Annotated in this window: 13 protein-coding genes; 11 read left to right on the top strand and 2 right to left on the bottom strand. The window is 64.2% G+C overall.

Annotation, left to right across the window (positions count from 1 at the left end):
* Positions 1 to 9: 9 nt before the first annotated feature.
* Complete coding sequence (locus tag FJ979_RS04590; RefSeq protein ID WP_140518246.1) at positions 10 to 1500, bottom strand: mannitol dehydrogenase family protein; 1491 nt, start codon at positions 1498 to 1500, stop codon at positions 10 to 12.
* A 363-nt stretch (positions 1501 to 1863) separates the two neighbouring features.
* On the opposite strand from FJ979_RS04590, the gene FJ979_RS04585 reads away from it, so the two are divergent.
* The 7 genes from FJ979_RS04585 (at position 1864) to FJ979_RS04555 (ending at position 7519) form a co-directional block, all read left to right on the top strand.
* The gene (locus FJ979_RS04585; RefSeq protein ID WP_140492983.1) at positions 1864 to 2841 is read left to right on the top strand and encodes a TRAP transporter substrate-binding protein; all 978 of its coding nucleotides are present in this window, start codon (positions 1864 to 1866) and stop codon (positions 2839 to 2841) included.
* Positions 2842 to 2920: 79 nt separating this feature from the next.
* Positions 2921 to 3472, top strand: coding sequence for a TRAP transporter small permease (locus FJ979_RS04580; RefSeq protein WP_140493500.1), 552 nt, complete (start codon positions 2921 to 2923; stop codon positions 3470 to 3472).
* On the top strand, positions 3473 to 4753 hold the full coding sequence (locus tag FJ979_RS04575; protein ID WP_140518247.1) for a TRAP transporter large permease: 1281 nt from the start codon (positions 3473 to 3475) through the stop codon (positions 4751 to 4753). It abuts the gene before it with no gap.
* An 8-nt stretch (positions 4754 to 4761) separates the two neighbouring features.
* Positions 4762 to 5538 (top strand): FadR/GntR family transcriptional regulator, encoded by a 777-nt coding sequence (locus FJ979_RS04570; protein ID WP_140525004.1) that lies wholly within the window; start codon positions 4762 to 4764, stop codon positions 5536 to 5538.
* A 22-nt stretch (positions 5539 to 5560) separates the two neighbouring features.
* The gene (kduI, locus tag FJ979_RS04565) at positions 5561 to 6409 is read left to right on the top strand and encodes a 5-dehydro-4-deoxy-D-glucuronate isomerase (RefSeq protein WP_140580141.1); all 849 of its coding nucleotides are present in this window, start codon (positions 5561 to 5563) and stop codon (positions 6407 to 6409) included.
* On the top strand, positions 6406 to 7170 hold the full coding sequence (gene kduD / locus FJ979_RS04560; RefSeq protein ID WP_140580140.1) for a 2-dehydro-3-deoxy-D-gluconate 5-dehydrogenase KduD: 765 nt from the start codon (positions 6406 to 6408) through the stop codon (positions 7168 to 7170). Before kduI ends, kduD begins: the two co-directional genes overlap by 4 nt.
* A 10-nt stretch (positions 7171 to 7180) precedes the next feature.
* The gene (locus FJ979_RS04555) at positions 7181 to 7519 is read left to right on the top strand and encodes a cupin domain-containing protein (RefSeq protein WP_140525007.1); all 339 of its coding nucleotides are present in this window, start codon (positions 7181 to 7183) and stop codon (positions 7517 to 7519) included.
* A gap of 238 nt (positions 7520 to 7757) precedes the next feature.
* Here FJ979_RS04555 and FJ979_RS04550 read toward each other — a convergent pair whose 3' ends face one another.
* Positions 7758 to 9179, bottom strand: coding sequence for a coniferyl aldehyde dehydrogenase (locus FJ979_RS04550; RefSeq protein WP_140580139.1), 1422 nt, complete (start codon positions 9177 to 9179; stop codon positions 7758 to 7760).
* A 189-nt stretch (positions 9180 to 9368) separates the two neighbouring features.
* On the opposite strand from FJ979_RS04550, the gene recQ reads away from it, so the two are divergent.
* The 4 genes from recQ (at position 9369) to FJ979_RS04530 (ending at position 13796) form a co-directional block, all read left to right on the top strand.
* On the top strand, positions 9369 to 11210 hold the full coding sequence (gene recQ, locus FJ979_RS04545; protein ID WP_140580138.1) for a DNA helicase RecQ: 1842 nt from the start codon (positions 9369 to 9371) through the stop codon (positions 11208 to 11210).
* Between the two features lie 304 nt (positions 11211 to 11514).
* On the top strand, positions 11515 to 12789 hold the full coding sequence (locus tag FJ979_RS04540; protein ID WP_140580137.1) for a site-specific integrase: 1275 nt from the start codon (positions 11515 to 11517) through the stop codon (positions 12787 to 12789).
* Between the two features lie 89 nt (positions 12790 to 12878).
* The gene (locus FJ979_RS04535) at positions 12879 to 13493 is read left to right on the top strand and encodes a hypothetical protein (RefSeq protein ID WP_140580136.1); all 615 of its coding nucleotides are present in this window, start codon (positions 12879 to 12881) and stop codon (positions 13491 to 13493) included.
* 102 nt (positions 13494 to 13595) lie between these two features.
* Complete coding sequence (locus tag FJ979_RS04530) at positions 13596 to 13796, top strand: helix-turn-helix domain-containing protein (RefSeq protein ID WP_140580135.1); 201 nt, start codon at positions 13596 to 13598, stop codon at positions 13794 to 13796.
* The last annotated feature ends 52 nt before the right edge of the window (positions 13797 to 13848 follow it).

The following is a 13848-nucleotide window of genomic DNA, read 5'->3' as shown; positions in this document are numbered from 1 at the left end:
TTTTTGTTTTTAAATGCCCAATGCCGCGAAGGCCTGAGCCGGTCCGCCACGGCGCAACTGCTCGAGATGGACGGCCGCAAGGTCCATCAATCCTGGCCGCTCAGGCGCCCCGGTCGCGAAGCCGGCGAGATCGAACACTGCCGCGACGGTTTCGGCAGCGGGCAGATTCCGGTCAATGATCGCCGTCATCGGCATGTCAAGCGGATCGGTAAAATGGCCGTCGGGCAGGGATTTGCCGCGCGCTTCGCAGGCGGCGATCCAGGCGGCAACCGCCAGCATGAGATGTCCGGGCGCGGCGCCTGAATGGAGGCGCTCGATCGCGGAGGCCATGATGCGCTGCGGCAGTTTCTGGCTGCCGTCATTGGCGATCTGCGCGGTGCGGTGGGCAAGTGCTGTGTTGGAGAAACGCTGGGCAAGCTCTGCCGTATAGCTCGCGGTATCCAGCCCGGCATCGGTGGGCAGCGTCGGGATTGCCTCGGCCCACAGCGCATCGACAAAGCGCCTGATCGCCGGATCGGCGAAGGCGCGGTCGACGGTGGCGTGTCCGCTGAGCAGGCCGAGATAGGCAATGGCCGAATGCGCTCCATTGAGCAGTCTCAGCTTCATGTCCTCGAAGGGCCTGACATCCCCGACCATGGTGACGCCGAACTTTTCCCAGGCCGGGCGGCCTGCCGGAAAATTGTCCTCGACCACCCACTGGCGGAACGGCTCGGTCATGACCGGCCAGGCGTCGTCGACGCCGAGCTCGAGAGCGATCCGCGCCCGGTCGGCATCGGTCGTGGCCGGCACGATGCGATCGACCATGCTCGAGGGAAACGCGACCTCGTCGGCGATATGGCCGGCAAGCCTGGTAGCGCCCTTCTCACCGAGGCTGGCATCGCGCAGCGTGGCGAATTCCACCAGCAGCCTGTGCAAGGTCGCCCCGTTGGCAGGCAGGTTGTCGCAGCAGAGCACGGTGAAGGGCTGCAAGCCGGTCGCGCGACGGCGTGCAAGCGCCTCGGCCAGAAAACCGTGCGCGGTCTTCGGCAGATGCGGGTTCGCCAGATCGTGGGCGATATCAGGGTGGGCTGCGTCGAGCCCGCCGCCGGCGGCCCGCAGATAGGCTTTCTCGGTGATGGTCAGCGTCACGATGCGGGTGCGCGGATCGGTCAGCGCGGCCAGCACGGCGGCGGGATCTTCCGGCGCCACCAGCATCGCGCCGATGGAGCCGATGACATGAAGACTTTCCTCGCCCCCGCTGCGGATCGCCAGCGTGTAGAGCCCGTCCTGCGGCGCCAGCGCATCGCGCGTCTCGGCACTGCGCAGCGACACGCCGACGATGCCCCAATCCGTTTCTCCGGCAGCCAGGCAATCGTCGACATAGGCTGCCTGGTGGGCGCGATGAAAGGCGCCGACCCCCAGATGCACGATGCCTTGCGTGACCGATGCGCGATCAAAACGCGGCACGGCGATCCTCGCCGGCAACGTCGTGATCGTATCCTTCGAAAGACGCCTGTTCATTGCTGTGCGAAGTCCCCGATTGGCCTTTGGGAGCCGCCCCGTAAGGTCGGCGAAGGAGAAACGGCAGCGGCGTAACATCCACTGCCGTCCCACACAATGGCCGGTTGCCGATCCAAAGTCATCATACAACAATCCATTTTTTGTATGTTGACATTATTTCCTTGCGACCCTACCGATAGCGCCTCTTGGGAGGATCACCGTGGCACTGACAGATGCGGATTTGCTGCTTAGCACCGACGCGCGTCCACGCTCGCTCGCCCGCACCGGATGCTGACCGAAATGGCCAAGATTGAGCAGGGATGACGGGCTGGTGATGCGCCGGCTCTGAGCCGGCGCCTTGATTTTTGAAAAAGGGAGGAAAGCATGTTGCATTTTTCGAAATTGACGGCGGCTACATTCGCGTTCGGCTCGCTGCTGATTGGCATCGCCAACGCGCAAACCGTGCTGCGGTCGGCCGACACGCACCCCGACGGCTATCCGACGGTCGAGGCGGTGAAATACATGGGCGAGCTGATCAAGCAGCGCACCGATGGCCGCTATTCGGTCGAGGTCTATCATTCGGCGCAGCTCGGCGAGGAGAAGGACACGATCGAGCAGACCCAGACCGGCGTCATCGACCTCAACCGTGTCTCGATGGGGCCGTTCAACGGCATCGTGCCGGAAACCGCGGTGCCGTCGCTGCCCTACATATTCCGCTCGGTCGAACATATGCGCCATGTCATGGACGGGCCGATCGGCGACGACATCCTGAAAGCTTTCGAGGCACATGACCTGGTCGGTCTGGCCTTCTACGATTCCGGCGCGCGCTCCTTCTACAACACCAAGAAGGACATCGCCTCGATCGCCGATCTGAAGGGCATGAAATTCCGCGTCATCCAGTCGGACGTGTTCGTCGACATGGTCAACGCACTGGGCGCCAACGCCACGCCAATGGCTTATGGCGAAGTCTATTCGGCACTTGAGACCGGCGTCATCGACGGCGCGGAAAACAACTGGCCGAGCTTCGAATCCGCCAAGCACTATGAGGTCGCCAAGCACTACACGCTCGACCAGCACCAGATCGTTCCGGAAGTGCTGGTGATGGCGAAGGCGAGCTGGGACAAGCTCTCGCCGGAAGACCAGGCGATCGTGCGCCAGGCGGCCAAGGACAGCGTCGTCAAGATGCGCGAACTGTGGGACGCGCAGGAGAAGAAATCCCGCGACATCGTCGAAAAGGCAGGCGTCAAGGTCAGCGAGATCGACAAGCAGCCGCTGATCGACGCGATGAAGCCGGTCTACGACAAATACCTGTCGACGCCGGCGCTGAAGGACCTCGCCGCCCGCGTCCAGGCAACCAAGTGAAGTCGGCCGCGGGGCGGGCAATGCACGCCGTCCCGCGCCTTCGTGACCGGCCGGCGATCGGGAGGATCAGATGGCGACAATGACAAGCAGCGCGGCGCCGCCACGGTTCAGCGTCGTGCTTTCGAGGATCTGCGACGGGGCACTCTACCTGGCCGGCATCGGCTTGGTCGCCATGACCGCGCTCGTCGCCTATCAGGTCTTCTTCCGCTTCGTGCTCAATTCGTCGCCGAGCTGGACCGAAACCAGCGCCATCATGCTGATGAACTGGTTCATCTTCCTCGGCGCCGCCGTCGGCGTGCGGGAGAACTACCATATGGGGTTCGACGTGCTGCTTTATGTCCTGCCGAAAGGCAGCAAGGGAGCGTTGCGCACGCTGTCCGACCTGATCGTGCTCGGCTTCGGATTCGGCATGGTCTGGTACGGCTGCAAGCTTGTCGGCCTGACCTGGCACACCATCATCCCGGCGCTCGAGCTGCCGGGCGGCTTCGACTATCTGCCGCTGGTCGCCGGCGGCGTGCTGATCTGCCTGTTCTCGGCCGAGCGCATCGCGCTGCGCTGGTCGGGCGTCGATATCGACAAGGACATCAATCTCGAGGACGTGCCGGAGATGCCGGCGGTGCAGGAGGCCTAGATGGAGCTCTGGATCCTGTTCGGCGTCTTCACGCTGCTGATGTTCGGCGGCACGCCGATCGCGTTCTGCCTCGGTGCGGCCTCCTTCGCCACCGTGCTCTATCTCGGCCTGCCGCCCCTGGTCGTGTTCCAGCAAATGAAGTCGGGCATGAGCGCGTTCTCCCTGATGGCGATCCCGTTCTTCATCTATGCCGGCGATCTGATGGTGCGCGGCGACATCGCGCAGCGCATCGTTTCCTTTGCCGGCTCCCTGGTCGGCCATGTCCGAGGCGGTCTCGGCCAGGTCAACATCATCGCCGGCACGCTGTTCGGCGGCATTTCCGGCTCGGCCGTGGCCGAGGCCGCGGCCGTCGGCGGGCTGATGATCCCGCAGATGAAGGCACGCGGCTATGGCGCCGACTATGCCGTCAACGTCACCTCGATGGCGGCGCTGATCGCGCTGCTTTTGCCGCCATCGCAGAACATGATCATCTATTCGATCGCCGGGGGCGGCAAGATTTCGATCGCCGACCTGTTCACCGCCGGCATACTACCGGGCCTTTTGTTCGCCGCCTCGCTGATGGTCACCGCCTATTTCGTCGCCCGCAGCCGCGGCTATCCGGTCGAGGCCTTCCCCGGTTTTTCGCGCGTCGGGCAGCTGGCGCTCATCGCTATTCCCGGACTGCTCCTGATCGGCATCATCTTCGGCGGCGTCCGCTCCGGAATCTTCACAGCGACGGAGAGTTCGTGCATCGCCATTCTCTACGCCTTGCTTGTTACCGTCCTCGTTTACCGTTCGATGGGCTGGAGCGATTTCGTCCACGCCACCAAGGGCGCCGTGCGCACCACTTCGATGGTGCTGTTGATCATCGGTACGGCGGCTTCTTTCAGCTGGCTGATGGCCTATCTCAAAGTGCCGGTGCTGCTGATCGCCGGCATGAATGCGATCTCCACCGATCCGCTCGTCGTGCTGCTGCTGCTCAATGTCCTGATGCTGGTGCTCGGCACCTTCATGGACATGGGACCGATGATCATCATCTGCACGCCGATCTTCCTGCCGCTGGTCACGCATTATGGCGTGGATCCCGTGCATTTCGGCGTCATCACCATCCTCAATCTCGGCATCGGGCTGAACACGCCGCCGGTCGGCACGGTGCAGTTCGTCGCCTGCGCCGTCGGCAAGATCACGGTCTGGGAAGCGATGCGCTCGATCTGGCCGTTCTATGGCGCCGGTATCGTGGTTCTCGGGCTGGTGACGTATATTCCGGCCATCTCGCTCTGGTTGCCGAGCGTGTTCAAATAGAGGACGACATGGCGTTGGATAGCGCAACCGACCTCAGGGTCGAGAGAAAACCCAAACTGTCGGAGACCGTCGTCGCGGCAATCCGCAGGCAGCTTCAGGCCGGCGAGATCCTGCCCGGCCACAAACTGCCGACCGAGGGCCAGCTGACCGAAACCTTCGGCGTCAGCCGCACCGTCATCCGCGAAGCCCTGGCCAAGCTCGCCGCCGATGGCCTGGTCGAGCCGCGGCAGGGCGCCGGCGTCTTCGTCACAGAGCACATCTCGACGATGTTCGGGGCGCTCGCGGCCGATATGGGCAGCAAGGATTCGATCGCACTCAACGTGCTCGAAGTGCGGCTCGCCATCGAGATCGAATCGGCCGGGCTTGCCGCTATCCGCCGCAACGCGGCCCAGGAGGCGGCGATCCAGGAAGCTTTCTTCGACTTCGAACGGCTGCTGCTCGCCAGCGAGCCGACCGGTCCGGCCGACCTCGCCTTCCATCGCGCCATCGCCAGCGCCACCAACAACCCGTTCTATGTCGAGATGCTTGACGTGCTCGGCCGGCGCGCCATTCCGTGCGACGTGACCTCGCCCTGGTCGACCGAGCTGGTGCAGTCCGACAGCTATCAGCGCGGGCTGCAGCGTGAGCATCTGGTGATCCTGAACGCGATCACATCGGGCGATGCCGAAGCCGCGCGCGAGGCGATGCGCACGCATCTCTCGGCCAGCCAGCAGCGCTATCGCGAGCGCCTGCACGCGCGGCAGGTCTATTATTCCGACTCGGTCAAGGCGGCCGGCGGCGAATGATCCATCTCAAGTCAGGACAGCAATGAGCCAGAACCATACCGACTACACATCGCGCTTCGCTATCGACCCCGCCGCCGCCGCGGCCATGGGGACCGACGAGTTGCGCCACAATTTCCATATCGAAGACCTGTTCCAGCCCGGCCGCATCAGCCTGACCTACACACATTATGACCGCATGATCGTCGGCGGCGCGATGCCGGCCGGCGCGGCGCTTCGGCTGGAGGCAATCAAGCCGACCGGAACGAACGGCTTTCTCGATCGCCGCGAGTTGATCGCCGTCAATATCGGCGGGGCCGGCAGGATCGAAGCCGGCGGCCAGCTCCATGAGCTGCAGGCGCGCGACATGCTCTATCTCGGCATGGGCACGCAGGACGTGTCATTCGCCTCAGTCGACAAGGCGACGCCCGCGAAGTTCTATCTGCTCAGCGCGCCGGCGCATCAAACCTTTCCCAGCCGGCTGATCCGCATCGGTGACGCCAGGCGTATCGATCTCGGCAGCAAGGAGGCCTGCAACGAACGCTCCATCTTCCAGTTCATCCATGCCGACGGGGCCACCTGCCAGCTCGTCGTCGGGATGACGCAACTTGCGCCGGGCTCAATCTGGAACACCATGCCGTGCCATGTGCACGACCGGCGCATGGAGGCCTATCTCTATTTCGACCTGCCGGAGACGGCGCGCGTCTTCCACTTCATGGGCGAGCCGGACGAGACCCGACACATCGTCATGCGCAACGAGGAGGCCGTGCTGTCGCCGGGCTGGTCTATCCATTCAGGCGCCGGCACCTCCAGCTATGCCTTCATCTGGGCGATGGCCGGCGACAATGTCGACTACACCGATGTCGATCCGGTTGCGATGGAAGACCTGCGGTGAGCGATCTTTCCGCCTTCAGCCTGACCGGTCGGCGCATCCTCGTCACCGGCGCCAACACCGGCATCGGCCAGGGCATCGCCGTTTCGATCGCGCGCGCCGGCGGCATGGTCGTCGGCGTCGGCCGTTCCTCGATGGATGAGACGGCCGCAAGGATCGCCGCGGCGGGCGGGCGGTTCGAGGCGGTCGCGGCCGACCTTGCCGACACATCTGCCGCAGGTCCGATGCTGGAGCGCGTGTGGGACGAAAGCGGGCCGCTCGACGGGCTGGTCAACAATGCCGGCATCATCCGGCGCGCCGATGCAATCGACCTTTCTGAGGCCGATTGGGACGAGGTGCTCGACCTCAACCTGAAGACGGCTTTTCTGCTCTGCCAAGGCTTTGCCAGGCGCGTCCTTGCCGGCGGACGCAAAGGCAAGATCGTCAACATCGCCTCGGTGCTGAGTTTCCAGGGCGGCATTCGCGTCGCGTCCTACACCGCCTCGAAGCACGGCGTGCTCGGCATCACCCGGCTGCTCGCCTGCGAATGGGCAGCGAAAGGCATCAACGTCAACGGCATCGCGCCGGGCTATATCGAAACCAACAATACGCAGGCGCTGCGCGCCGATCCCGACCGTAGCGCCTCGATCCTGGCGCGCATCCCGGCCGGCCGCTGGGGCCGGCCGGAAGATGTTGGCGATGCGGTGGCCTTCCTGCTGGCGCCGGCGTCGGACTATATGCATGGCGCGGTGGTGCCGGTGGATGGCGGCTGGCTGGCGCGATGAGGATATTGCGATGAGCGAAACGAAAATCTTCTCGCAGGCCGGCGCGGGCGCCTGGACGGCGACGCCGGACGGCAACAGGCGGCGCGTTCTCCTGCACACGGATGAACTGATGATGGTCGAGTTCGCCTTCGACAAGGGCGGCGTCGGCGCCCTGCATTCGCATCCGCATGTACAGGCAAGCTACGTCGCCGAAGGCCGCTTCGAGGTGACCATCGACGGCCGGACCGAAATCCTCGAGACAGGCGGCAGCTTCATCGTGCCGTCAGGCCTGGTGCACGGCGTCAAGGCGCTCGAAGCCGGCCGGCTCGTCGACAGCTTTACGCCGCACCGCGCCGATTTCCTCGCCTGAGGGCCGGCCATGCGATGAGCGATGGATGCTCATTTTGACGCGCTGTTTCCAAATGAAAAACCCGCGCCTCCGGAGAGGCGCGGGTCTGTTGCCTGGGCGCTTGCGCGCCGCGGTACTCGAAACGTGGCCGCAGGAAATGGAGCCTGCCGAATCATGGTGAAGATAGGCTTAACGCGCGGACGCCATGTGATCGCGCCGGCATGTGATCGCGTTGCCGGCGGCGGGCGGTGCACGTCGTTCAAGTCATGTGCCTGAGCAGGCCGAAAAGCCGTTCGAAGGTCTTGCCGTAGGACGGACGCAGAAGGCTTCCCGCGCTCAAGCGCGACTGCAGGAAAACCGGCTTCTCCTTGCTGAAGGTGCGAAAGCCCCATTCCCCGTGATAGGCGCCCATGCCGCTGGCGCCGACGCCGCCGAAGGGTTGGTTCTCCTGCACCAGATGCAGCATGCAATCGTTGATGGTGACGCCGCCGGCGATGGTCTCGTGCAGGATGCGTTGCCGGTTGCCGCCGTCTCGCCCGAACCAGTAGAGCGCCAGCGGCCGGTCGGCCCGGTTGACATGGGCGATGGCGTCGTCGATCCCGGCATATTCGAGGATCGGCAGCACCGGCCCGAAAATCTCCTCGCGCATCAGCCGCAGGTCGGGATCGGCGTTCCTGACCAGGGTCGGCGGCAATTTGCGGCCTGTGGCGCCGAACGCCTCGCCGGCCGGGTTGATTTCGGTGACATCGGCGCCGGCGTCGCGGGCTTCCGCGATCATGGCCCGCAGGCGCTGATAATGTCGGTCGCTGACGATGGCGGTATAGTCCGGATTGTCGCGCAGGCTGGGGTAGAGCTTCGCCATAGCCGCCGCGAGTTTCTCTGCCACGATGCCTGACTGTCCCTTGGGCACCAGCAGGTAGTCCGGCGCGATGCAGGTCTGCCCGGCATTGAGGAGCTTGCCATAGGCGACGCTGGCCGCCGCCGCATCGAGGTCGCATGAGGGGTCGAAGATCGCCGGCGACTTGCCGCCGAGTTCCAACGTAACCGGGGTCAGGTTGGCCGCGGCGGCCAGTGCGACCTGGCGGCCGACGGCCGTCGAACCGGTGAACAGCAGGTGATCGAAAGGCATCGACACGAAAGCCTTGCCGACCTCCGCGTCGCCGGTGATGACGCCGAGTTCGTCCGGTGCGAAATGCTCGGCGGCCAGGCGCGCCAGCAGCGCTGAAAAGGCGGGCGTCAATTCGGAGGGTTTGACCAGCACGCGATTGCCGGCGGCGAGCGCCGCGGTGACCGGCGCGACGGCGAGCTGGAAAGGGTAATTCCAGGGCGATACGATGCCGACGACACCGAGCGGCTGCGCGACGAGCCGGTTCCTGCCCGGCAGGAACGGCAAGGTGGTGGCGACGCGCCGTTCCCGCATCCAGCCTTTCAGGTGGGACAGTGCGTGGCGTATGCCGGCCCGCACCACGAACAGCTCGGCAAGGCGGGTCTCATGAGCCGAGCGGCCGCCAAAGTCGGTGTCGATTGCCGCGCAGATGTCGGCCTCATGCCTCTCCGTGAGCGCCAGCAGCCGGGCGAGGCGATCCTTGCGGACATCGAGGCCCGGAAAGGGCTGCGCCTCGAAGGCGGCGCGCTGCTGCTTGAAGCGTTCGCCGAGAGCATCCTGTCTGGTCTGCAGCATCGCTCTCTCCCTGGTCGTCCCGGGCAAGCTTACATCGCAGCACGTGAGAGAATCCAGCAGGGGTGCTGATGTCGGAAGGGAAGGCACGAATTGGGGCCGGTGGACATGCCACCCCGCGCATCCGCGGATAGCGTTCCGGCGATCTTCGCTTTAAGAACGTTGCCTCAGCCAAACGGGGACCATTGCGAGATGCCAATATCGACGGCGAGCGTTCCGCCGGATGCACCAGACCCCAAGCAACGCGTGTTGAAGGACGTGTTCGGCTTCGACGATTTTCGTCCCGGCCAGGCCGAAATCATGGACGCGCTGCTGGGCGGACGCCATGTGCTGGCCGTCATGCCGACGGGTGCGGGCAAATCGCTCTGCTACCAGGTTCCGGCGCTGGTCCTGGGCGGCCTTGCCATCGTCGTCTCACCGCTGGTTGCGCTGATGCAGGATCAGGTCGCGGCGTTGCGCCTTGCCGGCGTGGCAGCCGATACGATCAACTCCTCGATCGAGCGCGAGGCCAATGTCGCGGCATGGCGCCGTGTCGCCTCCGGCCAGACGCGCCTGCTCTACCTCGCGCCGGAGCGGCTGATGACGGAGCGGATGCTCGACGCGCTGGCCAGGCTCGACGTCAGCCTGATCGCCATCGACGAGGCGCATTGCATCTCGCAATGGGGTCCGGCGTTCCGGCGCGAATATGAGGATCTGTCGCGGCTGCGCTCCATTTTCCCGCAAGTGCCGATCATCGCGCTGACGGCGACGGCGGACGAGGCTACCCGCATCGATATCGAAGCGCGTCTGTTCGCCGGGCGCGCCGAAACCGTGGTGCTGGGTTTCGACCGGCCGAACATCAAGCTTGCCCTCGAGGCCAAGCAGGACAGCAAGCGCCAGTTGCTGCGCTTCGTCGAGCGTCACGCGGGCAAAAGCGGCATCGTCTACTGCCTGTCGCGCAAGAAGACCGAGGAGATGGCGGCTTTCCTCGAGAAGAACGGCGTGACCGCGCTCGCCTATCACGCCGGGATGAGCAAGGAGGCGCGTGAGGCGAATCAGAACGCCTTCATGACGCTCTCCGGCGTCGTCATGGTGGCGACCATCGCCTTCGGCATGGGCATCGACAAGCCCGACGTCGCCTATGTCTTCCACACCGACCTGCCGGGCAGCCTCGAAGCCTACTATCAGGAGATCGGCCGCGCCGGCCGCGACGGGCGGGCAGCCGAGGCGCATATGCTCTACGGGCTCGGCGATATCCGCATGCGGCGCCTGTTCATCGACGACGAAGAATCATCACCTGAACACAAGAGACGCGGGCATCGCCGGCTCGATACGTTGATCGGCTACTGCGAGGCGGTACAGTGCCGCCGCCAGATCCTGCTCGGCTATTTCGGCGAACAGGCAGCGCCCTGCGGCAATTGCGACAATTGCCTCGACCAGGTGCCGCGCGCCGATGGCGGAGCGGAAGCGCGGATCATCCTGACGGCAGTCGCGCAGACCGGCGAGCGCTTCGGCGCCGCCCATGTCATCGACATACTGCTCGGCCACGAGACGGAGAAAGTACTGGCGAGAGGCCATCAAGCGCTGACCAGTTTCCGGGCCGGCGCGGCGCACAGGAAAACGGTCTGGCTGTCACTTATCCGGCAACTGGTCGCCGGCGGATTCCTTGTGCCGGATCCGGACGGCCATGGCGGCCTCGCCATTTCCGAAAGCGGCCGCGCCCTCGGGCGCGGCGAGGTTGCGTTCCATTATCGCGTCGAGATGCGGGACCCTCTCGCGCGCGGCAGGAAGCGGTCCGGGGAAGGCTCCGCCGCCAGCGCCGAGGGTGTGGATGCATCGCTGCTGGGCGCGCTCAAGGCGCTGCGGCTGCGGCTGGCCAAGGAGCGGCAGGTGCCGGCCTATGTCGTGTTCTCCGACCGCACGCTGATCGACATGGCCGAACGCCGCCCGCGCGACCTCGACGCGTTCGCCGAGGTGAATGGCGTGGGAGCGGCAAAGCTTAGGGAGTTCGGGGAGATTTTTCTGGGCGCAATCGCGGGACATCACCCGAATTGAGCTGAACCGGTTGGCGCGTCACGCCCAGGCTACAGCGGGTAAACTGTTACCCATCTCTCCGGACCTACAAAGCAGAAATTCGAACCCGCCCTGCTTCGCTCCGCTGACTGAACCGCTCCTGCGAAGCTCGAAGAGCGAAGCAGGATGGCGGAGAGGGAGTCCGCCGTATTCCATTCTGTCACTGTCAGTCGTCGTATGAAAACCTAGGAAACCTGGGCTTTTTCGCTACCTGACGATCTTTCGTTGTCAGCCAATATTCGCTATCTTCCTACTTTAAAAGTAGGAGTGAAAGTAGGAGCGAACTTTGGCGCGCACTCTCAATAAGCTGAGCGATTTTGCCATCAAGGCTGCCACAAAGCCGGGCCGCCTCTCCGATGGCGGTGGGCTCTATCTGCTGATCGGCCCTACCGGGGGCAAGTCTTGGACTTTCATGTGGACCCGCGACGGCAGACGCCGCGAGATGGGCCTTGGTCCCTACGGCAATGGGAACGGTTTGGTGTCGTTAGCGACGGCGCGCGGCAAGGCCGGCAAATGCCGAGAAGTGCTGAGCGCCGGTCGTGATCCGCTGGCCGAAAGCCGCACGGAAGCCGAGCCGACCTTCGGCGAAGCCATCGAGCTGTTCCTCGCCGACCGCGAAGCCGGCTGGCGTAACGAAAAGCATAGGGCGCAGTGGCGGACGACACTCCTTGGCCCCGGCGAAGCAAAGGGAAAGCGTCAACAGGCTGGCGACTATTGCAAGAACCTGCGCAAGCTCAACGTCTCCGTGATCACTACTGAGGACGTACTGGCCGTCCTGAAACCGATCTGGCAAACCAGACCGGAAACGGCCTCGCGGCTCAGGGGCCGCATCGAGCGCGTGTTGAGCTTTTGCAAGGTTAGGGGCTGGCGTCAGGGCGAGAACCCAGCATTTTGGCGCGGCCACCTCGACGCGCTGTTGCCGAAGCCGAGGAAACTGGTGCGCGGCCATCACCGTGCGATGCCTTACGACGACGCGCCGGCGTTCGCGAAGCGGCTGCGAGCTGCCAGCGGCATGGATGCGAAGGCGTTGGAATTTGCGTTGTTGACAGCCACTCGGTCAGGGGAGACGGTCGGCGCGAAATGGTCGGAGGTGGACCTCGACAAGAAGCTCTGGACTGTCCCTGCAGAGCGCATGAAGGCTTTCCGCAAGCATGAGGTGCCGTTGTCACCACGCGCCCTCGAGATATTGAAGGAACTGGCCGAGCTGCGCCGCGACGATAATCCCCATGTCTTTCCCGGGCAGCGCAAGGGCCGCCCGGTTTCGGCGGCTGCGATGGAAATGCTGCTGCGGCGTTGGAGGGTCAAGGACCAGACGACCATCCACGGCTTTCGCAGTGCCTTCCGCGACTGGGCGGGAGACCGCACAAATTTCCCGCGCGAGGTGGCCGAGGCGGCCTTGGCGCATGTCATCGGCGACAAGGCCGAACAGGCTTACCGGCGCGGGACCGCACTGGAGCGTCGCCGTAAGCTGATGGAAGCGTGGGCCAGCTTCCTTGCCAGCGACGGCGCCAAGGGTAAGGTGATACGGCTTGCCGGACGGCGCAGGGCGACGGCAGAATGAGCGCGCAAGGATAGGACGGCGATCCGAAACGCGGGCCTGCACCGCTGGCCTTCCTGCGTCCTCCGAGGTGCGCGTTAAGGTACACGTCCATGGGCAAGAAACCGCCCCTGAAAGGCAAGTCGACGACCTTTGCCGCGCTGGTTGCGCGTCGGGATCAAGCGCGCGCAAAGGGTGACATCCTCCGTTTCGAGGCCATTGAGGTCAAGATCGCAGCGATTAAGCAAGCTGAAGAGAATGCCTACCGGCACCACTTCCTAAAATCCCGCGAGCAGAAGGCTCGGCTGCTCCTTACAGGCTGGCTTGAAGAAGGGGCTGAGGGGCTTCCTCAACATCGCTTCCCGGAACGCGGTAGCTTCCTCGAATATGAGTGCCGATGGGCTCTGGCCGAGGTTCTGCGCTCGAAAAATCCGCCGAGGGACATCATTCAAGGGGTAGCCGCGCTTTTCGTTCCCAACAGTGGGCACCCGCTTGCGCATACGTATTTCATCGCGGAAATCAGCCGTCGCGGCGCAGGTCGCCCGGAAAATACCTACACCAGAGCGCAGATCGCTGGGATCGTGGAGACTGCCGTGCTTGATGGCAGAGGTGTGGAAGCCGGCGTCGAGGAGGCCCTGCAGCTTTATGGCAAATCGCGCGAGTACGTCTACCGATGCTGGAAGGAGTACCGACCGGAACCGTTGGTCAGGCGATCTGGACGCCAGTGAACATGATGACGCCGGTGAACATAATTACGCAAATTAGGTTTAGTTACTCCGTGCTGCCTCGTCGTCATCATTGACCGTCATTTTTGATCTGGAGACGGTCATATGGAACGTCGCTTCCTGACGGTGAAAGAGGCGAAGGCGGCAATCCCGGCCTCGCACGACAAAATCTACAAACTGATCAAGGCTGGTCAGCTGGAGGTCCGCAAGCTTGGCCGCCGCACCCTGATTTCGGTCGCTAGCATAGAGCACCTGCACGACAGTCTTCCACGCGCTGAGATTGACCGCAGCAACGAAGCAGCCTGAGACCCGCCGGCACTTGTCGCTACCGGCGGGCTCGGATTTCAGTTTTCAGGCT

This window comes from Mesorhizobium sp. B1-1-6 (assembly GCF_006443035.1).
Classification (GTDB): domain Bacteria; phylum Pseudomonadota; class Alphaproteobacteria; order Rhizobiales; family Rhizobiaceae; genus Mesorhizobium.
The sequence above is the reverse complement of the archived record's forward strand: the minus strand, read 5'-3'. Positions and strand labels throughout refer to the sequence as shown.